This is a genomic window from Mesorhizobium sp. A623, from assembly GCF_054489405.1.
Window position 1 is genome coordinate 12939 of record NZ_JBTMXB010000028.1, and the last position, 18935, is coordinate 31873.

At 57.8% G+C, this 18935-nt stretch carries 23 protein-coding genes and 1 pseudogene; 9 read left to right on the plus strand and 15 right to left on the minus strand.

The features are described 5' to 3' along the window. Window positions 1-49: 49 nt before the first annotated feature. From ACX3P1_RS21425 to ACX3P1_RS21455, 7 genes are all read right to left on the minus strand, one after another. Window positions 50-1021 (minus strand): TrbL/VirB6 family protein, encoded by a 972-nt coding sequence (locus ACX3P1_RS21425; protein ID WP_459081633.1) that lies wholly within the window; start codon window positions 1019-1021, stop codon window positions 50-52. 254 nt (window positions 1022-1275) lie between these two features. Next, window positions 1276-2010, minus strand: coding sequence for a type IV secretion system protein (locus ACX3P1_RS21430; RefSeq protein WP_459081634.1), 735 nt, complete (start codon window positions 2008-2010; stop codon window positions 1276-1278). 9 nt (window positions 2011-2019) lie between these two features. Further along, entirely contained in the window at window positions 2020-3177 is a 1158-nt protein-coding gene (locus ACX3P1_RS21435) for a transglycosylase SLT domain-containing protein (protein WP_459081635.1), read from the minus strand. Further along, entirely contained in the window at window positions 3161-5563 is a 2403-nt protein-coding gene (locus ACX3P1_RS21440; protein WP_459081636.1) for a VirB4 family type IV secretion/conjugal transfer ATPase, read from the minus strand. Before ACX3P1_RS21440 ends, ACX3P1_RS21435 begins: the two co-directional genes overlap by 17 nt. Beyond that, complete coding sequence (locus tag ACX3P1_RS21445; RefSeq protein WP_459081637.1) at window positions 5560-5853, minus strand: VirB3 family type IV secretion system protein; 294 nt, start codon at window positions 5851-5853, stop codon at window positions 5560-5562. The genes ACX3P1_RS21440 and ACX3P1_RS21445 overlap by 4 nt, the downstream gene beginning before the upstream one ends. Before the next feature lie 4 nt (window positions 5854-5857). Then, window positions 5858-6142, minus strand: a complete 285-nt coding sequence (locus tag ACX3P1_RS21450; protein WP_459081638.1) for a TrbC/VirB2 family type IV secretion system protein — start codon at window positions 6140-6142, stop codon at window positions 5858-5860. 42 nt (window positions 6143-6184) lie between these two features. After that, complete coding sequence (locus tag ACX3P1_RS21455) at window positions 6185-6835, minus strand: lytic transglycosylase domain-containing protein (protein WP_459081639.1); 651 nt, start codon at window positions 6833-6835, stop codon at window positions 6185-6187. An 89-nt stretch (window positions 6836-6924) separates the two neighbouring features. On the opposite strand from ACX3P1_RS21455, the gene ACX3P1_RS21460 reads away from it, so the two are divergent. From ACX3P1_RS21460 to ACX3P1_RS21470, 3 genes are read left to right on the plus strand one after another with little or no spacing between them, the layout of a single operon-like run. Further along, window positions 6925-7536 carry a hypothetical protein gene (locus ACX3P1_RS21460; protein ID WP_459081640.1) on the plus strand — a complete coding sequence of 204 codons (612 nt, stop codon included), beginning with the start codon at window positions 6925-6927 and terminating at the stop codon, window positions 7534-7536. After that, window positions 7523-8071 carry a thermonuclease family protein gene (locus ACX3P1_RS21465; protein WP_459081641.1) on the plus strand — a complete coding sequence of 183 codons (549 nt, stop codon included), beginning with the start codon at window positions 7523-7525 and terminating at the stop codon, window positions 8069-8071. The genes ACX3P1_RS21460 and ACX3P1_RS21465 overlap by 14 nt, the downstream gene beginning before the upstream one ends. Further along, a complete protein-coding gene (locus ACX3P1_RS21470) occupies window positions 8068-8232 on the plus strand; it encodes a hypothetical protein (protein ID WP_459081642.1) in 165 nt (54 codons plus the stop codon). Before ACX3P1_RS21465 ends, ACX3P1_RS21470 begins: the two co-directional genes overlap by 4 nt. Here the strand turns inward: ACX3P1_RS21470 and ACX3P1_RS21475 are convergent. Further along, window positions 8229-8573: a hypothetical protein gene (locus ACX3P1_RS21475; RefSeq protein WP_459081643.1), complete on the minus strand. Its 345-nt coding sequence runs from the start codon at window positions 8571-8573 to the stop codon at window positions 8229-8231. The two genes, ACX3P1_RS21470 and ACX3P1_RS21475, sit on opposite strands and share 4 nt — an antisense overlap. 135 nt (window positions 8574-8708) lie before the next feature. Between ACX3P1_RS21475 and ACX3P1_RS21480 the strand changes: the two genes are divergently transcribed. From ACX3P1_RS21480 to ACX3P1_RS21490, 3 genes are all read left to right on the plus strand, one after another. Further along, window positions 8709-9338 carry a response regulator gene (locus ACX3P1_RS21480; protein WP_459081644.1) on the plus strand — a complete coding sequence of 210 codons (630 nt, stop codon included), beginning with the start codon at window positions 8709-8711 and terminating at the stop codon, window positions 9336-9338. 194 nt (window positions 9339-9532) lie between these two features. Next, complete coding sequence (locus tag ACX3P1_RS21485; RefSeq protein WP_459081645.1) at window positions 9533-10087, plus strand: putative pterin-binding protein; 555 nt, start codon at window positions 9533-9535, stop codon at window positions 10085-10087. Continuing rightward, entirely contained in the window at window positions 10084-11373 is a 1290-nt protein-coding gene (locus tag ACX3P1_RS21490; RefSeq protein WP_459081646.1) for a sensor histidine kinase, read from the plus strand. The genes ACX3P1_RS21485 and ACX3P1_RS21490 overlap by 4 nt, the downstream gene beginning before the upstream one ends. A gap of 39 nt (window positions 11374-11412) precedes the next feature. Here ACX3P1_RS21490 and ACX3P1_RS21495 read toward each other — a convergent pair whose 3' ends face one another. Continuing rightward, window positions 11413-11931, minus strand: a complete 519-nt coding sequence (locus ACX3P1_RS21495; protein WP_459081647.1) for a helix-turn-helix domain-containing protein — start codon at window positions 11929-11931, stop codon at window positions 11413-11415. A gap of 97 nt (window positions 11932-12028) precedes the next feature. On the opposite strand from ACX3P1_RS21495, the gene ACX3P1_RS21500 reads away from it, so the two are divergent. Beyond that, on the plus strand, window positions 12029-12631 hold the full coding sequence (locus tag ACX3P1_RS21500; protein WP_459081648.1) for a hypothetical protein: 603 nt from the start codon (window positions 12029-12031) through the stop codon (window positions 12629-12631). 128 nt (window positions 12632-12759) lie between these two features. On the opposite strand, the gene ACX3P1_RS21505 is transcribed toward ACX3P1_RS21500, so the two are convergent. From ACX3P1_RS21505 to ACX3P1_RS21525, 5 genes and pseudogenes are all read right to left on the minus strand, one after another. Then, window positions 12760-13206 (minus strand): hypothetical protein, encoded by a 447-nt coding sequence (locus tag ACX3P1_RS21505; RefSeq protein ID WP_459081649.1) that lies wholly within the window; start codon window positions 13204-13206, stop codon window positions 12760-12762. 442 nt (window positions 13207-13648) lie between these two features. After that, window positions 13649-13849 carry a hypothetical protein gene (locus ACX3P1_RS21510; RefSeq protein ID WP_459081650.1) on the minus strand — a complete coding sequence of 67 codons (201 nt, stop codon included), beginning with the start codon at window positions 13847-13849 and terminating at the stop codon, window positions 13649-13651. Window positions 13850-14096: 247 nt separating this feature from the next. Continuing rightward, a pseudogene (locus ACX3P1_RS21515) lies at window positions 14097-14239 on the minus strand (type II toxin-antitoxin system RelB/DinJ family antitoxin); the annotation flags it as partial. Window positions 14240-14289: 50 nt separating this feature from the next. Then, complete coding sequence (locus ACX3P1_RS21520; protein WP_459081651.1) at window positions 14290-14940, minus strand: FMN-binding negative transcriptional regulator; 651 nt, start codon at window positions 14938-14940, stop codon at window positions 14290-14292. A gap of 65 nt (window positions 14941-15005) precedes the next feature. Then, complete coding sequence (locus ACX3P1_RS21525) at window positions 15006-15629, minus strand: helix-turn-helix domain-containing protein (protein ID WP_459081652.1); 624 nt, start codon at window positions 15627-15629, stop codon at window positions 15006-15008. Window positions 15630-15669: 40 nt separating this feature from the next. On the opposite strand from ACX3P1_RS21525, the gene ACX3P1_RS21530 reads away from it, so the two are divergent. Continuing rightward, on the plus strand, window positions 15670-16857 hold the full coding sequence (locus tag ACX3P1_RS21530; protein ID WP_459081653.1) for a trans-sulfuration enzyme family protein: 1188 nt from the start codon (window positions 15670-15672) through the stop codon (window positions 16855-16857). 170 nt (window positions 16858-17027) lie between these two features. Then, window positions 17028-17822 carry a PhzF family phenazine biosynthesis protein gene (locus ACX3P1_RS21535; protein WP_459081654.1) on the plus strand — a complete coding sequence of 265 codons (795 nt, stop codon included), beginning with the start codon at window positions 17028-17030 and terminating at the stop codon, window positions 17820-17822. A 99-nt stretch (window positions 17823-17921) separates the two neighbouring features. On the opposite strand, the gene ACX3P1_RS21540 is transcribed toward ACX3P1_RS21535, so the two are convergent. Continuing rightward, window positions 17922-18806, minus strand: coding sequence for a LysR family transcriptional regulator (locus ACX3P1_RS21540; protein ID WP_459081681.1), 885 nt, complete (start codon window positions 18804-18806; stop codon window positions 17922-17924). Window positions 18807-18935: the final 129 nt, after the last annotated feature.

The following is an 18935-nucleotide window of genomic DNA, read 5'->3' on the forward strand; positions in this document are numbered from 1 at the left end:
TTATTGTTGCCTCATTTCCACGGAGCGATCGACTATGTTGCGTCAGTTTCTAGGCCAGTGGCCGCGAATTCTCGCGCGCGGCTTGCTGGATGGACGACCGGGTCGCGTCGTCCATCCGAGCGTTGCGCACGCGTCGAAATTGATTTCCGGCAAATTGCCGAGCTCCCCGGATGGCTCGATTTGCGGCCCATCGCGTACCCGAGTAGCGGGCGGCGTTCCTGCCGAAATTCCTATACGGGTTGTATGCTCCGACAGTGCTCAAATAGCCGCCGCCGTTTAGGATTGAAGCAATCGACGGTATCTGCATGAGGACGTAGATCCCGATGATCGTCACCAGCACGAGCGGCAGCACCAGCGACATTTTGCTGTCCATGGTCGCTCCGCCGGACGTGGCGGTGTTCAGCGCAGCGTTGACCAGCGAGAAGTAGAAGCCGAGGAAGCCGTAGATCAAAACCTGCTGGATCATCAGAAAGGTGGTGAGCGAGATGAACCCTTCGCTCATGCGTGATGACCAGCGGTAAAGCCAAAGAATGATCCATATCGGCGCCAGGGCGAGCGTAATGAACAACATCACTTTGGCCGCGATGATCGCAGCGATAGCAAGTGCTGCGAAAAGGATGGCCGAAAGTAGAACGAGCAGTGACAAGAGTGCGCCGAAGATGTCGTAGAAGGAGCCGCTATAAACCTGGTTGGCCACGTCCTGCGCGCCTTGATACAGGTTGTCGATAAGCGCCGGGATCGCCGCCTGGTCGCTCAACTGTTCCCCCGTCGCCCGCGACACAGCGCCGACGATCACCTTGCCGACTTCGTCCGGAATGCTTTGCACAAGCTGATAGATCGTCGCGGAAAATGTTCCCCACCTGTTGAGCAACAGATAGATGATGACCACGCGGCCGAGGCGGTAAGCTGCTTCGATAGGCGAAATCGACTCCCGCCCGCTCATGATCGAATAGCCCCACCAAATTATGTAGAGGGTGAGCATGAGCGTGAAGACGTTCCCCATGGCGTTGCCAAGCTGCATGTAGACGTTGCGAACGAAATCCTCACCGATGTTGTCGATACCACCGAGAATGCTTTCAGCGAGCCCGTTCATGGATGGCCTTCAAGCACGGTGACAAATGGCGTTGAATTGACAGGCTTCAGCGGTCCGCATCCATCTTCGTCGGTATACGCCAACGGGCCGCACGGCGCTTTCAGCTCCCGGCTGGCGCAGCTGGAAAGGGCCAGGACAACCACGATGACAACGCCCATGCGCAAGACCAGCCCTGACAACCGCTAGCCTCCGCTCTTGCCAAAATCCGTGAACGGATTGACCTTGCGCGGCGTCATCATCTTCTGCACCTGGCTTTGGCGTAGAAGATCGGTCTTCAATTGCTCATTCAAAGCAGCGACCGCACCGTTCTGGACGCCGATCAGCTCATTGACCGCCCGCGCGCCTTCCAATTGCATCCGCGTGTTCTGGTCCACTGACCCCTTGACGTCATCGGACTGTCCGATCTGACCGCTGGCCGATTGCAAGGATTGTTCGCGTTGCGAGACGCCCTGCGACGCTTGCGAGGTCAACGCGCTGAGGAGGGAAGCGACATTGACGCTCCCGCCATATGCCGTATTGACGGCGCTCGTCTCCTTGCCCGCAAGTTGCTGGAGTTGTTTCACCAGCTGGAGCCCGTTGATGACAGCGCCGGCGATTTTCTGGATTTCGGGGGGCAGGCCGCCGAACGACAATGCACCGCCATTGAGGATCGAGCCGAACGACGGCGCCTGCGCGATCGACATGTTACCGCCGAGACCGGTTTCTCCAATGCCCAGGGAACCGTCGCGACTGCCACTGAGGGCCTGCAGGATCTCCTCGCTCTTTTTCAGAATGTCTTTGTTGGAATCCATGATGGAGTTGGTATTTTCCGCGTTTTTGCGGGCAATATCGAGATTGGCTCCATCAATGACAGCGATCTGTGCAAGAGCGGCGCTCGACCAGAGGGCCAGACCGGCGGCAATCGCAAATTTCTTCATCTCAGCCTCCTATTGCTGCAGAGCATCGATCACGCTGGAAGCGCCAGCTGGATCAGCGGTAATATTGACCGTTCGCCCGTCAGCCGTGCGTGACCGCGCGTTGTCGAGCGCGCACGGTAACCAACGATTACGATCGATCTTGAGTCGCTCCAGTTCGGCAGGATCGCAGGAAAACGGGTTTGGAGCGCCGTTCTTGGGGCTTTCCACCAGCCTGGCAGCCTGCGATTTCTGGACGTTCTGCATCGACAGAAATTGTGCCAGCAACGCCGTGAAATCGCCGGACTGAGCAATATATTGGTTGGTGACACCGGCGTAGACGCCCCGAGCGGATGAATTCAGCTCCCAGGCGTCTTTGTATTCCGTCGCCTGACCGACGGCGCCCATGAGCGCGTCGATTGCCGAGCTATTGGCACCGATCTGGGATGAGCTTGCATCGAGGCCGCCAGCTGCCTTTCTGACGGCGGCCATGGCTCCACCCTGGGCAATACCGCCGGCACCGTCAGCGGTAACGATAGAGAATGGCGGCGGCGCTGCAGCCGGCGCCTTGCCGCTTGACACATATTCGTTGAAGTAGCCGTTCCAGCGACCGACGCCGCCGGCCCATTGGCTTTGTTCGGCAGCGTTCGATCCATTGTAGAAGGAAGCGAGACAGGAATAATTCGTCGCCCCGCATTGCTTCACGCCCATGCCAAGATATTTGACGCCTCCCTCGACATTCTGCTCGTTCACGTCGCGGTCGAGTCCCATGGACTTGCCCGTGCCTTTTGTCAGTTGCATGACGCCTTTGACGCCCGTGTGGCTTCCGGCGCAGGTGTCAAACCGTGATTCCTGATACGCTGCGGAGAGCGCCAGGCCCTCAGGCACGCCATATTTCTGCGCGTAGTAGCGGATCAGTTTCACGTTGCCCGCGTCCCGCTGCAACGCATCCGCCGGCGATCGCCGAAACATCTGTGAGCGGTATTTGCTCGAATAGGTGCAGACGACGCTCTTCTTCTTGTCGGTTTCGTCCTTCTTCGCCGCGTCCGACTTTTTGCTGTGGTGCTCGTCCTCGTGCCGCTTGTCGAGATTAGCGTCATCGATGACTGCGATTTGCGCGACAGAAGCAGTGATACCGCCCGCTGTCGCGATGGCTGCGGCGAGAAAAGTGCTGCTAAGCCGCCTCTTCATGCTCGCTCTCCCATCCGCAGAAATATGGTAGCCACGCCTCAGGCTCGTCGCCGAAGGTTTCCCGAAGCCGCGCGCATTCCTTGCTGTTGGTTTCGTTCGAGGACAGGACCTTGATGAGGTCGGGCATGGCCGATAGATCGAGCTTGGCGACGATCGAGTCGCTGTCGTGCTTGACAAGGAAGGTGCGCGTTTCCTTCGCTGTTCGGCGCACGAACTCGAATTCCTTTGCGGTGAGCGAGAAGCGCTCCATGTAGGATTCCTTGCTCGCCTTGGGGTTGGGGAAGAAAATGTTGGTCTTGGTCTGCTCGATCAAAGACGACGAGATGGAGGAATTGACGACGTCCTCCGCCGTCTGCGTGCCGAAGCCGACCACGCCGTTGCGACGCCGAATGGTTTTCAAGGTCTCGTTGATGAAGGCGGAGAAAACCTCGTCATCCAGCAGCTTCCAGCCTTCATCGAGGAAGAGCATGATCGGCGTGCCGTCGATGACTTCCTCAAGGCGGTGGAAGATGTAAAGCAAGGCCGCCGACCGCAGCTTCTTGTCACCCAGGATCTTGGTCATGTCGAAGCCGACGACCGACTTCGAGAAATCGACGAGATCGGTACGGTTGTTGAAAAGCCAGCCCTTGTCCTTCGGGTCGAGCCAAGGCTGAATGCGTGCGGCGAGGTCGTTCATGCCGGGCATGAGCGATCCTCGAAGTACTTCCGGCAGGAGATCGAAGGTTCGCTGTTCGCGCGGGATCTTGTAGATCATGTCGACGGCGGCGTTGACGACGCGCATCTCCGCCACCTCAAGTGTGCCGCCATCAGGCGTGAGAATGTAGATGAGTAAATCTTCCAGGAACGCTCGGTTTTCCGCCGTATCTTCGAGCTGAAGCGGCGCGAACCCTGTCGGTTGAGAGGGTTCCATGATCTCGTAGCGGCCGCCGAGCGCGCGGATGAAGATTTCGGCGCCCCGCATGTAGTCGAAGTAAACGCACCGTGGGCGGGGCACGATGCGCATGGACTGCGCCATCAGGAATGACAGGACCACCGTCTTGCCCGAGCCGGTGGGGCCGAACACCGTGAAGTGTCCGACGTCGTGTACGTGAAAATTGAAATGGTAGGCCGTCTGGCTGGTCGTTTCGAGCAAGGCGATGGGCCGTTTCCAGTGCAGCCCTTCGCGTTGGCCAGATGGGAAATTATGTCCTGAAAACAGACCCGCGAAGTTGAGCGACGAAATCAGTGCACGGCGCGCGATATAGCTGAAGTTTCCCGGCAACTGGGCCCAGAAGGCCAATTCGGTGTTGAGTGTCTCGCGCACTGGCACGATCGACATGCGTGACAGCTCCGCGGTGATGTCGGAGAGCGCACGGTTGAGTCCAGCCATATCCGGTGCTAGCGCCATGACGCTCATGTGGTGCTGTCCGAAGACGACTTCTCCGCCGGCCAGCTTGTCGGCGCCGTCATGGACGGAATCCTCGACTGTGGTGCCCGCGTCGTCGGATCCCTCGACCTGGTTGGCGATGGTGTTGATTCTACGCATCGCTGTCACGCGGTCCTCGATCGCAAAGCTCTGCGTCAGGACAAATTCATGCGGCAGGCGCAAAAGACCATCCAGTGACCCCGGAGCGGTGAAGGGCGGATATTCCTTGATCGACACCATGGCGCCGAGCTTGCCTGCATCGGATCCACGAATTTCCAGGGCGGACTTTCCGAAAAACAGTTGCCGCGTCGCCAGCACGTCGGCCAGGCTCATACGCGGCAAGGGCATTTCCACATCGATGCCGCCCGCGAGAATCTTTGCCAGAAACTCCGCCGGCTCGGAAAAGAAGCTGTTACGGCGTTTCACGACACCGAGAAGACGCGCGCCGTACGCCGCAAAGTCCTTGAAAATGCCGTCGAGGACATCATGCAATTCCGCCATCGCCTCATCGCGGGTTTCTTCGCCTGCCGTACTAATCCGGAACGCATTGAGCGCCTTGTCCACCCAGCCGACATGGCCGACCATCGGCCGGCGTATGACCGTCAGATATCCCTCATTGACGAACAGGTTTTTAGCCCGAAGCTCATCCATGTAGCGGGCGTCCAATTCCGCCACGAAAGGATTGTCGAAGTCGCCTTCGATTTCCGGCGCGGCGTGTCGACGAATGATCGTTGTGTAAACCGCGAAGCGAGAGGTCGAAAGATTACGGAACGTCGTGTTGCGGTTAAACATGCGGCTGTTCAACTCCGCCTGATCCATCGTCTGGAACGGCAGGCCGCTGAGCTGAATGAAGCCGACCAGAAAACCGCTCTTCGTCACAATCAAATTGTCATCGACATGGCGAAGGTAGGGGACGTGCATCGCCGCGGGCTTCTCGCGGCGGCGTTCACGTCCAAATTTCAGGTCGGCGGCGACACTCATGGCGAATAGCTCCTCGCGCCCCAGAAGGCGAGGTTTGCCACAGCTCCGCGTTTGGACACGCGCCGCTCGAAAATATGAAACATGTACGGATCGCGCTGGCACAGATACGCGCTGACAAGATGTATGACGCCGAACATGCCAAGCCCGAGGACGAAGCTGCTTGTCGCGATAAAGCCGATCACAGCCAGGATGCCGTTCAGCGCAAAAACTTCATATCGAACGCCCCATTTCATTGGAGGGCGCGTCAGAGGTAGGCTGACTGGCTCGACATAGACTTCTTCATCATCCATGTCCTCATGCGCCTCCTGCAGTCGCACGTACCGAATCCACAAGCTGCGCGGCTCCGAAGATCAGAGCGATGCCGATGATGATTGAAAATGCCATCATCCACGCGAGCCGTCCTGTCATCGCCATGAAGCCGAGGAAACAAACCGCAATAATGGCGAATGATCTCGCTATGCTCCCTTGCAGCACGCCGACGAACCATTCCAGTACGCCTTCGATGGGCGCGGCCGACTGCGCATAGGCGCTCACCGGCGTAAGCGCCATTCCAACCGCCGAAGCCAAGGTCAGTTTCAAGGCGAATTTGCCTGCGTTCCTATAATTCACCCTTCGCTCCTTTCAGTTACCAAAATCGATGACATGGCCGTCCTGCCAGGCGTCGGCGTTTGCGGGCAAAGCCGTTGCGACTATTTCGGATTTGCTCGGTGCAGGCTTTTTGAGGCTGCCGAACTTCCAGCGGTTCAGGATTTTCACGACGTATTCTGCCGTCTCCGGATTCACCGGAATGCCTTGCGCCTCGTAAACCTTGTTGAGCCCGGCATTGTATGCCGCCAGCATCAGCAACGGATCCTGAAACTCGTCATAGAGTGACTTGAGATAGCGGATTCCCGCTCGGACGTTCGCCGCTGCATCGCAACGGTCGTTTACGCCGAGATCAGCGGCCGTCCCGGGCATCAGTTGCATAATTCCCAAGGCGCCAGCTTTCGATGGACCTTGGGTGGCGCCGAGATCGCTTTCGGCCCATGCTAACGCTTCGGCCAGATCGGCGTCGAACCCTTCGTCTTGTGCGATTGAACGCACGAGGCTGGTGATTTGCCCACGATCACCAGTTTCGCAAACGCTACGTTCCCCGAACTCAGCAGGGACGCGGGCGTTTGCCGTTGTTGCAAACGCGGTTGCGACGCGCTCTGATCCTAAATCCTGGCAGTACGCCCCCACCGGCGTTGTCATGCCGCAAAGGGAAAACAGTAGGATGGTTCGAGCATTCATCGCGCTAACCAAAAATGACACTTTACTATGGCTACACGCAGCCCTAGTAAAGTGTCAATGCGATACGTGCGGTCGAGGATAGATTTCTGATGAAACAGACAGCCTTACTCATGGCCTTGCTGCTCAGTAGCACCATTGCCTATGGCGACGGCCCCGGCGCTCCGAATGCCTTCGTGCAACCGTCCAAGGATTACATGCTCAAGTTCGCGAAGCCGGGCGAAAAGGTCCTCGTCTACGAGCGCTATGATGCCAAGGGCGCTCTCTACCAGCGCGACGTTACGGCTTTAGCTCTGCCAATCAAGGTGCCGTCGGCGACTGAACGCGTTATCAATGGCGTCACCTATCGCCTGCGCGGCCTGGCGGCCTGCCCGAAGCCTAGGATCACGTACAAGACAGAGGAATGGGACTGCACAAAGGCAGCGCAGGATTATGAAGGCGCGATCTACAACAGCCGTGCGTTTGTTGTTCTCTGCAAGACGCTGGTGTTGCAAAGCAAGACGGGAGAGCCAGATGCCGTCTCCTGTTTTTCCCTCGTCGGTGCGGGCGACGCAAACGATCCTTACAGTGTCGCCTATGACGATGACGAGATGGTATTTTTCGACATGGCAGCGATCGGCCGCAACAAGGACGGCAAATCCCTGCGCCCCGATCTCGATCATTCCGCGGACCTTGGCAAGCAGTTCCAGAATGAAGCTAACTAGCCTCACACTACTCGCTTATTTGTTCGTGGCTGCGCCGGCGAAGGCGCAGGATGGCAGTGCACCTGCAGCACCAATTCCGTTCACGGTGTCAAAGTCGATCCAGTTGCTCACTGGCGATACCTGGCGTGACGGAGGTCGAGTTTTCCGCCTCTACGGTGTCCAATCATGCCTTCGCGGCACGATTGCCGAAGAGCCCGATGGCAGGAAGATAGACTGCGGCAATGCCTCGCTGGCGCATCTCGCCGCACTGGTCGACAGCGCAGCCGTCACATGCCAGCCAATCGGCTACGCGCTGGACAAGGCTATTTTTGTGGTGTGCGGCGGACAGATGGATGGCGAGACAATCGATGTCGGCACCGCGCTCATATCGACAGGGTATGCTTTTGCCGCGACGACAGCAAAAGGCGATGCCGTCGACAGCAGCTACCTCGTTGCGGAGATCAACGCTAAGTTGAAACGAACAGGCTTATGGAGTACAATGTTTCAGCACCCCGTTCAGCTGCTACTGAAGCAAGCGTCGGAGACAAAACAATGAATTACGACGACGAAGCGCACAAATATTACTATCAGGTGGAAGGGCGCACCGATGGCGCAATTGGCGGTGCCATCGCGTTCATCGCAATCATTTTGGTGCCGGCAGGAATCTATGCCGCCTGGAACGCCGTGGCAGCATGGCTTTCGTCGCTTATTTCCTAAGCTTGCAGCCGCGTGAAAGATCGCAGCAGCTCGTGCAGATCATCGGCATCGACCTCGCACCAACCGTGATCCATAAGCCTCTGGAAGTACGCGGCCTTCATTTTGATTTCCGCGACATTGCTTACGGGCGTGGCCGCGACCCGTCGACGCGAGGCGCTCTCTTCCGCCATCACTGCATCCAGCCGCCGACCGATCACGGTGGTGTCCATTCCTTCAGCAGCCATCAGCCGCTTGCCGAGGCGTTCGACCATGGCAACTTTCTCGTGATGTGTTGCAATGAGATCCGCGACACCATCTGCCGCTTCATTCTCGCCGTTGCTACACACAAGTCGAATAGGCATCGTTCTGTTCCCGGTGCACGATCATCCCGTACAGTTACCTTTGGAGGAGGAAAAAAACAGGGATGACGCCATCCCTGTTTTCGGCCGAACAATTCTGAACACCGGGCGGGGAGCCTGTGGAAGGAAACGCTTTCAATGTTCCAGGCCCTCGTTGTCGAAGACCAAACGCTTATGCGTCTCGCGCTCATGAAAGAAGTGAAAGCGAGCTTTGAAGAGTGCATTGTTCTGGGCGCGGAAACGCTGGAGATGGCGGCGGCAGAGCTTCAAAGCAATCGCTGCGATCTTGTCGTGATCGATCCCGGCCTTCCCGGTTACGATCCAACCTCGCTATCCGATCGCGTCGGCGTTGTCGAGAAAATCGTGGAATCCTCGCCGAGCGCGATCCATGTTGTTGTGACCGGCTCCGACAATCGGCTCGAGGCAGAAAGTTTCCGGCGGATCGGCGCCGCCGCTTACCTTGGCAAGACAGGCCTCGCCCCCGGTGTGTTTGGCGATGTTCTAGACGATATTGCGAGGAACGGCTTCTCCGTTCGCCTCTCGCGTGTTTCCATGACCAAACCCGATTATCATTATTCAGCACTCACCCCGCGCGAGCAAGACATAGTCGACATGATGGCTCAGCGCGCGCCTGGCGTGAAGCGCAAGGAAGTCTTCGAGCTCATGGCGGACCGGCTCGGTATCGATGCCGGTTCTGCCGAGAAGTACTATAAGCAGGCCCGTGCGAAGCTCTTGAAACAAGGCCAGCGATTGCCGCGGGGGCTGTAGAAATGTCAGTTTTGATCATATACGGAGCAAAGCTCTCGACGGACCTGTTTCCCTGTTCTCTGACGAACACCTTACGATCAGATTCGCCACATCCCTATGATCCTGGCTGCCCAGCGGCCTCCCCGACGTTTCGAAAGGACCCGCGTGCCTCGGCTTTGTGTTCGACAAACGCATTATTTCCCGCATATGCACGGATGCCGGGCGTGTTGGTTTGCGTTCTCGCTATCATCCTTATTTTCGCTCTGCCGCTCAACTGTGCTGCCCAACGTTTATCCAGTGATCCGAACGAGTTGAGGGTGGAAGATGCATCGGGCCGGATGGTCGCTCTATTCACCGTAGAGCAGCTAAAGTCCGTCTTCGAGCAACAAACTTATGATACGCGCACGCCCTGGACCGGCGAGCACGAAACGATCGCATTTCGTGGCCCATTGCTCGAGACAGTCCTGGAGCAAGCGGGCGTGGCCGATGCGGACGTCATCAAGGTTGTCGCTTATGACGATTTCATTTCCGAGATACACCGGGATGAAATCTTGTCCTACAAGCCGATCCTGGCCGTCCAACGCAAATGTGGCGATGCGGACAGAGCCACCTCGCGTTGCTTGCCCGGTCAGGCTTTTCGACCGATCGACCTGCTCGAAAAAGGCCCCATTTTCATTGTCTGGCCGTTCGATAAATTGCCTACTTCGTATGTTCCCGCCAGGAATTCAATCTGGGTGTTTTTTCCCACCATTCTACGCGCCAACCAATGAAGTTCTTCAAGGGCCGCCCGTTCGCCGCCTTGCCGTATCTCGGTATGGCCGCTGCTCTTGGACTGAGTGCGTGGACGTTCATTCAGTCGGACCATTATCGGCAGGAGACGGACGAGATCCTCAATCAGACCTACGAGATTCAGTGGCGCGCGACGCAGATTCGCGAGCGCCTGTTGCGGGTACGCGGCTATCTTCGGCTCGCCCAAGAAACTGGCAAGCTCGACCCGGACACAGATCGGCAAATGGCGATATTGAGCGTCAATGTCATCGTGCTGCAGAAGCTGCCCTATCTCCATCGCTTTTTTCCCGATCGCGACGTCGCGCTCCTCGGCAAGTTCCGTCAAATGCTCGAACAAAAAGTCGCGCCCGTTGTCCAGGCCCGTGCCAACTACGGCAACGCTCTCGCAGCAATGACCGAACTCGAGCAAGCCATGTACGAGATATCCAGCGCCACCGTCGGTCATAGCGCCACACTGCGTCAAACGGCCATCATTGATACTGCGGCTTCGCGCAACTGGTTCATCTTCGCTGCTGCGCTGGGCTTGGGCGCGATCTTATATCTCATCATCCACCAGCGCTATTCCTTTGTAAGCCGCCGCGATCAGCACATGCGCTCATTCGCTTCACTCTTTGGGCATATGACACGGTCGCGCGTTTCGGCCTTGCGGCTATTTCTGGAGCATGTGCGCCCCGACGAGCCGCCGGGCAGCGAATTGCTCGAGGCCGCGCGTGGCACGGCCACCGAGTTGGAGTCCATCAATGACAGCCTGCTCAAAATAGCCTATGCACCACGAGATTTCCGGGCCGAACTGCTGGGCACGCTGCTCGAAGATGTCGCACGAGATCGACGTGGCCTGATTCAGTTGTCGGCCTCTGCTGCAGCCAGAGCTCAGCCTGTCCCGGCCGCCCCTTTCAGATTGTTGGCAGACGAACTCGTTGAAAATGCGCTTACAGCCCTGACGGATACCAAGAACCCTCGAATTCTCATTGCAGCGAGCGTCAAGCCGCATCCGTTCTTTCGGCGCAGTTCGCTCTTTTTTGAGGTAACCGACAACGGCACAGGCATGACGCCCGCGATTCTGGAGAAAGCAACGATCCCGTTCTTTTCAACACGAGCCGGAAACCATGCCGGTCTCGGACTGACTGCTTGCTCTCAGATGGTCTCAACCCTTAAAGGGAAGCTCGCCGTCAAGAGCAGCCCCGGCATCGGCACGACGGTCCAAGTCAAAATTCCATGCCAGCGGCCGCACGGCGTTGAGACGGTCAGGCTTTGGCAACGTGCGTGACATCGCGGCCCGCGGCTGGCAGTGCCCCAAAAGGGCAGATCAATCGACCGGCAGAACTTTATCCGAAAAAAGAAATGTTGCCGGATCGAGTGTTAACGCGTTCGCGATCGCGGCAATCGTATCGATGCTGACATTGCCGCTTGCACGTTCCAGTTTCACAAACGTTGCCTCTGCCACGCCGATCAATTCGGCCATCTCATAGCGGAGCAGATTGCGCCGTTTCCGTTCGGTGTTGATGATGTGCGCCAAGCGCTGACGGATCGAGGTTTCGTCCAATCGGCGTGCCCATTCGGGCAGTTCATCACTACCGACGAGCAATTCGGCCATGGCCAAGTCCAGGCTGCTTGCCATCATCTGCAAGGTGGTCAGCGTGACATTGTTCCTCTGACGCACGGTCTGGATATAGGTACGATACGCAAGCTTCTGGCCTTCGGCGGTACGGAACAACTCGGCCATGTGCATGTGCGGCAAGGCACGCTTGGCCCTCTCACGCTCCAGCGTAGTGGCAATGTTGGCGCGCAACGGGTTGTCGACCACGCCGTCGTCATCTCGTTTCATGAAGCGATGTATTCGCACGAACCTGCCTTTTCGGTCTGCCCTTCCTTGCGTCGATAATCCATAGTAAAGTGTCGGAAACCGTAGCGACGAAAGGGCTATGACCGTGCTCAAATATCTCTTGGTGGGTACCGCTGCTGTCGTAGGCGCGACGTGTCTTCCAGTCGAATCACAGGCATCGGAATGGGGCTGTCAGGTGCTCCTTTGTCTATCCGGTGACTGGCAGGGTACGCCTTCTTGCCATCCACCAATCAATAGGCTGATAGCAGCAATGAAGGCTCCGGGGTTCAATTGGCCGACTTGCCCGCAAGCCAACTCCAGCGCAGCAAGATTCGACAGATATGCGGATTGTCCTGCTGGCTGGCAAGCGATCAGCCGAAACGACTCTGATCGGCCGGGACTGCGCGAAGAAGCAAGCCTGTGCCGTATCAGATCTGACAAACTCACGCTGCCCACCGCGTCCACCGTTGTGCGTTTCGGTCACGATCATGGCACCGGATCCAGGCAAGCCCAGGTCGAAATCGATGGCAAACTTATGCCGGCAGAGATCCAGACGATCGGCAACGATAGAGGATCGTCCCTCGGAAGCAGTTTTACCTATTACACTATCTCCCGGCCACTGCGCGAAAAGCCCTGGTACATCGAATATGATGACGCGAACGGCCTTCGACAGAAAAGCTGGTTCAACCTCAACATGCCGTAAGTCATCCGATGCGCACGCTACTCCAGCAGAACTTTGAAAAAAAGCGGGTCGGACGATGAACGCCTTTAACCAGTCCTAATAGCGCAAGCCCCGTTTCGCACGTTCCCTCGTACAGTTGTATGGTTTGCTCAGGCGTGTGGTGTACAATATATACCCTCGCTTTCCATTAGCACGACGCCGCCCTTCAATTCGCTCAACGCGCCAACCCATGCGTCGGAATAGGTGCGACTGGCGTCCACCGCCGTCAGCCACAGCACGCGGTTGTCGGTAAGCTCCACCTTGACCTCTTGTTGCAGCGGGCTTCCCTGCACAGTTTGCCGATAATGGCGTTTGATATGTACGTTGCCGTCGGCAAACTCTACGACATTATTGTCGTAGCTCAACAGGAAGCCGGCATCGCTATCTCCTGTTCTGCAAGTGCCATCGCGCTCGCAGACGATTTTGGCGGAGGTCTTGCAGTCCCATTTCAGCGAGGCGGTCCACATCGGATTGTCCGCACTCGACTTTGACTTTTCGGCCCCTGTCGCAGCTACGCAGATTGTCATCGCCGCTGCTAGAAGAATCACCTTCAGCATCAGTGCTCCTTCCGTAGTAGGTGGAACTGCGGCCGTATGGCTATCGCCGGTCGGTACCGCCAAACGGGTCCATAGCGTTCTACTCACATCGAAGTGACACTACACTAGGGATTGTCACGGAGCAACGTAAGCGCTGCGGGCTGGCGGTTGTCACAGAGTGTGCACATTAAAAACAAGGCCAAGCCGTCTTTTTCCCATACTTCGCCGATGCAAGCGAAGACGCTGAAGGCACCTACGGTCACTTCTATCGGCCCTATTTTGGCATTTTGACCGGATTTTGATCGAAATCCGTGTTCGGGATGAGGTCGATCGTGCATCAGCCGCTGGATCAGAATGGCCGTGTCGGTGCCGATCGTCGTCCCTTGTCCTACCGGCCTCGAGTCGGGGGGATCGTCGTATCATAATGTTCAGGCATGGCGGCGAAGGCCTGGTTGAGCGTCGGCTAAAGCCACAGCGCCTTGGTGACGCCCGCCTTCAGATTGTCGCAGATCGATCCAGTCGGTAACTTCTGATTGAAGCTGGTATAGGCGAATGTGAAAGACGACGCCCCAGCAATGCCACGAAAATTGGCGCTTGGCGGATGACGGCCGGTATCGGGGTCGACGACCGGCAATGTGTGGCCGGCATAGTCGGTCTGCATCACCTCGTGCGCCAAGTGACGGTTGCGGAATGTCGCGCTCGTCCAGCGCTGGAACGTGCCGAACCTGGCGCAGAATCAAGTATAGTCATACCCGGCGCCCGGCCCACCCGTCCACTGTCTGGAACTCGACCAAACGAAGCGCTTCTATTGCGATCAGTTCATCGACGGTGACTGCAGCGTGGGACTATCAGCCTCGATATTAGTGAGAATGCCGTCCCGATCGGGGAGCCGAGGGCGGACCACGTTAGCCTCACGGCTTCGTAACGCCTGCCTTCAGCAAGGCGGCCCCCATCTCTCGGCGAAATGCACCTCGACATCTTCACCTGTTTTATCAGGACGGGTATCTACGAGCGCCTGCAAGATCTTGGCGCGGAACCAGGCATCGTGGGCCTGCTGTTCCCGCAGCTCTCATCCGAAAGCTGGCATTCGAGGGCGATGCTGGTTTACTGGCCTGTCTGATCTGATTTTCGCTCAGCCGCCGCGAGCATTGCCTGCCCGATTTTGTGTTCGCCGTGCGAATTCAACGTCTCTCCCGCGCTGCGAATATCGCGCAGTTCCTTGTTCTGGCTGAGCTTGGCCTTTCCGACAAGGCGCGTGATTTCAATCTCCAGACCAACAATCGCCTTCACCATCGTGTCGATGAATTCACGGGGTGCATCACCCATCTTCCAGGGCACCGTCTGGCTTGCTTCATGCCTGTGCGTCAGTTTGGCGACATTTCGGCGAACATACCGCTCATCGTCATGGACGGTGACCTGTCCGTGAGCGTGTGCCACGATGTAGTTCCAGGTCGGAACCTGCTTGTGAAACTCGTGCTTGCTTGGATACCAGTTCGGCGAAATGTAGGCGTCGGCTGAGCGAAATACCACCAACACCTCATCGCCGGTCGCTATATCCTGCCAGACCGTGTTGTTGCGTGCGACGTGGCAGCGAAGCGTCCCGTGATCTCCGCTCGTGCGGTCGAGATCGAAGGGAATATGATTTGCATCGAGCCCGCTTGATCCATGGGTGATCAAGATGCCGAGCGGGTGGCTCTCGATCAGCTCGTGCAGAACGTCTTGGCTTGGCTCATCAAAATGGGCGGGAACGTACATGGCGCTTCTTTCTTCAAAGGGGTGAATGTTTATTTGCAGGTTGGTCTTGCCGATTTGGCTTTTCGTCAGTTCTCCAAGGATGCTGAATCACCGGCAGTGCCTCCACGCTCCAGGACCGCCATGGAAAAGCGAGCGGGCTGATCGCCCGCTGCGGCGTAGGAATGTTCCTGATCAGTGACCAGCCGCGCGCCTTCGCCAGCATTCAGGATCAGTGTTTCGGCACCGACCCGTATTCTTAGGCTGCCTTCAGCAACCGAAATCAGCTCGCGTGTATCTGGGCTGTGCCCATCGGCTCGAAACTCGTCGCCCGGCATGATGGTCCATGACCATAACTCGAACATGGTCCGGCCCGAGGTGGACACCTGAAGCTCAGCCTGGCTGCCCTTGGGGCTGGTCCACAAGGTCTTTGATGTGGTGCGCTCGATCGGACTGCTCGCCGTGTCATTTGCCGGATTGCTCAGGAGATCGGAGACCGAGAGCGAAAAGGCGGCAGCCAACCGGCACAAGACGCCGATACTAGGGTTGGCCTTGCCTTTTTCGAGTGCCACCACGGTGCCCTTGGAAAGGCCGGTGAGCTTGGCAAGTGCGTCGAGGCTCAGCATTTGCTCGTGCCGGAGATTTTGGATTCGGCATGCAAGCACCGAGCCTAGCTGTTGCTCCGTCTCGGCCATCACCATCATGTCGGTCATTATATTGACTTTCCGTCGCGCGCCTTTTACGGTCACTATAATGACCGGCGTTGCAATCTTCAACTTCGCCGTAGAATTTCAGCATGGAGGTTCCCGGATGCATATCGAGACGAAAGCAATCCATATCGGCCGCAGCGTCGATCCAACGACCGGTGCTGTTTCGATCCCCCTACACACCAGCACGACCTTTCATCGCGGTGCTGACGGTACGTTTCCCTCTGGTTTTGAATACATCCGGGATGCAAACCCCACGCGTAACGCGTTCGAGGCTGCAATGGCCTCGCTCGAAGGAGGAAGTACGGCTCTGGCCTTTTCCTCTGGCATGGCGGCAATCACTGCCGTGTTCGAGGGGCATGCTACAGAAGGTCGTATCGTCGTGCCGGACGATATGTATTTTGGGATCCGCTCGCTCATCGATGAGACGGACATTGGCAAGCGCTTTGAGTTCGTCCCCGTCGATATGCGCGATCTCGATGCGCTGCGTACGGCGGTTACGGCAGCACCGATGGGACTTGTCTGGATCGAAACCCCGTCCAATCCAATGATCCGTGTCGTTGACATCAGCGCGGCATGTCAAATCGCCCATGAGGCTGGTGCGCTCGCCGTGGTGGACAACACATGGGCGACACCGGTGCTTCAACGTCCCCTCGAACTGGGCGCAGATGCCGTCATGCACTCGGCGACGAAATACATTGGCGGGCACTCTGATCTGATGGCAGGCGTTGTCATCGTTCCCGAGGGATCGCCGCTGGAACGACCGCTGCGCATGATCCAGCATCACAAGGGAAGTGTGGCTGCACCCTTCGACTGTTGGCTGGCCCTGCGAGGTTTGCAGACCTTGCCACTACGAATGCGCGCCCATTGCGAGGGTGCGCAGACAGTGGCGGAAGCGTTGGCCGCTCATCCAGGTGTGGAGAAGGTGCTGTTTCCCGGCTTGCCGGACGATCCGGGCCACGCGCTCGCACAGCGACAAATGAGCGGCTACGGCGCAATGCTGTCCTTCATTGTTCAAGGTGGGGCCGAGGCAGCAATGGGTGTCGCCGGTCAGCTTAAGCTCGTGACGCGGGCCACAAGTCTCGGCGGGACACATACTCTCATCGAGCATCGCGCGTCCGTCGAGGGCCCGAGAACAATGGCGCCGGCAGGGCTGCTCCGCCTCTCGGTCGGCCTGGAACATCCCGAGGACATCATCGACGACCTGGCACAAGCTCTGAATGTCCTTGGCTGAATCTGCCGAGATTTTGGCGCTCATCAAGCTGAGTGTTTGCTTCTGCAGAAGGGCCGCTGAATGCTGGCTGACGGAAATTCACAGACGCGGCATGGACCTTTCCTAGCTAGCACTCAGGCCGGCAGCAACGCTAAGATAAGCCATCTGCGGCAAGGAGTTTCCTCATGCACATGTATCAGGTCGACGCCTTCACCGACCGCCTCTTCGCGGGAAATCCTGCTGCCGTTCTCGTGCTCGATGACTGGCTGCCGGATGAATTGATGTTGGCGATTACGCAGGAGAACAATCTGGCTGAGACGGCCTTTGTCAAAGCCCGCCCTGATGGGACATGGGATTTGCGCTGGTTTGCCCCGGCGCATGAGGTCGATTTCTGCGGCCATGCCACCCTGGCGACAGCACACATCTTGTTCACCAAGGCGAAGGCGGACACGCTACTCGTCTTTCACACTCGGGTCGGGGAGCTGCGTGTATCAAGGGAACCGGATGGGTACAGGCTCGACATTCCTCGCCTGGCGCCGGAGGTCATCGACATTCTACCTGAAGAGATAGCAGGGATTTTCACTACACCGCCTGTCCGCATTTTCCGCAACTTCGAGAATCTCTTTGCCGATCTCGGCAGCGCCGATGCCGTCCGCGGTTTCATTCCCAACCTTGCGGCGATCGCTCGTCTCGGCCCTGTCGGCCTTGTGGTGACAGGGCAGGAAACGGAAGGCGCAAAAGCGGATTTCGTGTCCCGCTACTTCGCCCCCGGCGCAGGTATTCCCGAAGATCCGGTTACGGGGTCAATCCATGCTACGCTTGTGCCCTACTGGGCTGCGCGGTTGGGCCGCAACACGCTCATGGCCTATCAGGCGTCGGCACGCGGCGGATGGCTCGACTGCGAGTTGACCGATGACCGCGTTATTCTGGGCGGCAATGCCGTGACCTACATGGAGGCCACGATTTCTCTGCCCTATGCGGCATAGCTGTCATTTAGTGGTACCAATCCGGATTTCTGCATGAGGTGATACCCTGACTTGCAGCGTTCGAAAGCCAGCGGCGTGAAGCTGGGAAGTTCCGGCTATTTATTGCCCAACGAGAAACGCTGAAAAGTCGAAGGTATTGACGTAATCGCGGAATGCGGCCTGCGCTTTGGACTGGTTCTTCAGATTGGGAAAGATCAGCATCATTTCATAGGGTGGAATTTCCCAGCCCGGGAGCAATTCCACGAGGCGGCCGACCGCGACGGACGGCTGGCACACATAAGCGGGGAGGAGTGCGACCCCGCCGCCCGCGATGCAGGATTGCAGCAGGAACCCCATAGAATCCGAGGTCGCGGCCGCCGGCGGCCGCAGGGCGATCGGTGTGTCGTGCGACGAGAACACCCATTCAGGCTGCGCATCATGCACCAGGCAGCGGTGATGTAGAAGATCGGTCGGTTCCCGAAGAGGACTGCCAACTGCCAGATAGGCCGGGGCGGAGACGAGAATCCGTTTGATCGAGGAGACACGTCGCACGATCAGGTCCTGCCCTGTGGTCGTGCCAACGCGAAAAGCGAAATCAATCCGCTCGCGGATGATGTCGAGATGCCGGTTTGTGGCGATCAGCTCGACCGTGATCCGGGGAAACAGCGTGGTAAATCCGTGTAGGAAGGCCGGCATGAAATAGGTCGCTGTTACCTCTGGGCAGGTGATCTTCAGCGTTCCGACAGGCTGTTCCTTCAGATTGGTCATCGCCATGTTCGCCGCCGACACCTCTGCGCGAACGCGGCGGCAGTATTCTAGATAGACTTGACCGCTACCGGTGAGGCTTACGTGCCGGGTGGAGCGGTTTAGGAGCCGCAGTCCCAGACGTGCCTCAAGCTGGGCGATGCGCTGGCTGACCGTGGATTTAGGCATCCCGATCCGCTCCCCTGCACGGGTAAAGCTGCCCGTTTCGGCGAGTTCGGCGAAAAGGATCATGTCGTTCACGCTGCTCAAAGCCCCGCATCCTCTTCATGTCGTTGTCTATTGTACAATAGCACGGACAATCTTTCCGTATAATCAGAATTGTTGGAACGCTCTCGCCTCGGTAGCCTCCGCGAAGGAACGAGGGGAACG

Coding starts and splice junctions, on each gene's coding strand:
- ACX3P1_RS21455 (WP_459081639.1), bottom strand. CDS start 6,835: ATGAATGCTCGAACCATCCTACTGTTTTCCCTTTGCGGCATGACAACG.
- ACX3P1_RS21505 (WP_459081649.1), bottom strand. CDS start 13,206: ATGCTGAAGGTGATTCTTCTAGCAGCGGCGATGACAATCTGCGTAGCT.
- ACX3P1_RS21440 (WP_459081636.1), bottom strand. CDS start 5,563: ATGAGTGTCGCCGCCGACCTGAAATTTGGACGTGAACGCCGCCGCGAG.
- ACX3P1_RS21460 (WP_459081640.1), top strand. CDS start 6,925: ATGAAACAGACAGCCTTACTCATGGCCTTGCTGCTCAGTAGCACCATT.
- ACX3P1_RS21435 (WP_459081635.1), bottom strand. CDS start 3,177: ATGAAGAGGCGGCTTAGCAGCACTTTTCTCGCCGCAGCCATCGCGACA.
- ACX3P1_RS21485 (WP_459081645.1), top strand. CDS start 9,533: ATGCCGGGCGTGTTGGTTTGCGTTCTCGCTATCATCCTTATTTTCGCT.
- ACX3P1_RS21470 (WP_459081642.1), top strand. CDS start 8,068: ATGAATTACGACGACGAAGCGCACAAATATTACTATCAGGTGGAAGGG.
- ACX3P1_RS21495 (WP_459081647.1), bottom strand. CDS start 11,931: ATGAAACGAGATGACGACGGCGTGGTCGACAACCCGTTGCGCGCCAAC.
- ACX3P1_RS21525 (WP_459081652.1), bottom strand. CDS start 15,629: ATGACCGACATGATGGTGATGGCCGAGACGGAGCAACAGCTAGGCTCG.
- ACX3P1_RS21475 (WP_459081643.1), bottom strand. CDS start 8,573: ATGCCTATTCGACTTGTGTGTAGCAACGGCGAGAATGAAGCGGCAGAT.
- ACX3P1_RS21530 (WP_459081653.1), top strand. CDS start 15,670: ATGACCGGCGTTGCAATCTTCAACTTCGCCGTAGAATTTCAGCATGGA.
- ACX3P1_RS21520 (WP_459081651.1), bottom strand. CDS start 14,940: ATGTACGTTCCCGCCCATTTTGATGAGCCAAGCCAAGACGTTCTGCAC.
- ACX3P1_RS21535 (WP_459081654.1), top strand. CDS start 17,028: ATGTATCAGGTCGACGCCTTCACCGACCGCCTCTTCGCGGGAAATCCT.
- ACX3P1_RS21425 (WP_459081633.1), bottom strand. CDS start 1,021: ATGCAGCTTGGCAACGCCATGGGGAACGTCTTCACGCTCATGCTCACC.
- ACX3P1_RS21490 (WP_459081646.1), top strand. CDS start 10,084: ATGAAGTTCTTCAAGGGCCGCCCGTTCGCCGCCTTGCCGTATCTCGGT.
- ACX3P1_RS21430 (WP_459081634.1), bottom strand. CDS start 2,010: ATGAAGAAATTTGCGATTGCCGCCGGTCTGGCCCTCTGGTCGAGCGCC.
- ACX3P1_RS21445 (WP_459081637.1), bottom strand. CDS start 5,853: ATGGATGATGAAGAAGTCTATGTCGAGCCAGTCAGCCTACCTCTGACG.
- ACX3P1_RS21500 (WP_459081648.1), top strand. CDS start 12,029: ATGACCGTGCTCAAATATCTCTTGGTGGGTACCGCTGCTGTCGTAGGC.
- ACX3P1_RS21465 (WP_459081641.1), top strand. CDS start 7,523: ATGAAGCTAACTAGCCTCACACTACTCGCTTATTTGTTCGTGGCTGCG.
- ACX3P1_RS21480 (WP_459081644.1), top strand. CDS start 8,709: ATGTTCCAGGCCCTCGTTGTCGAAGACCAAACGCTTATGCGTCTCGCG.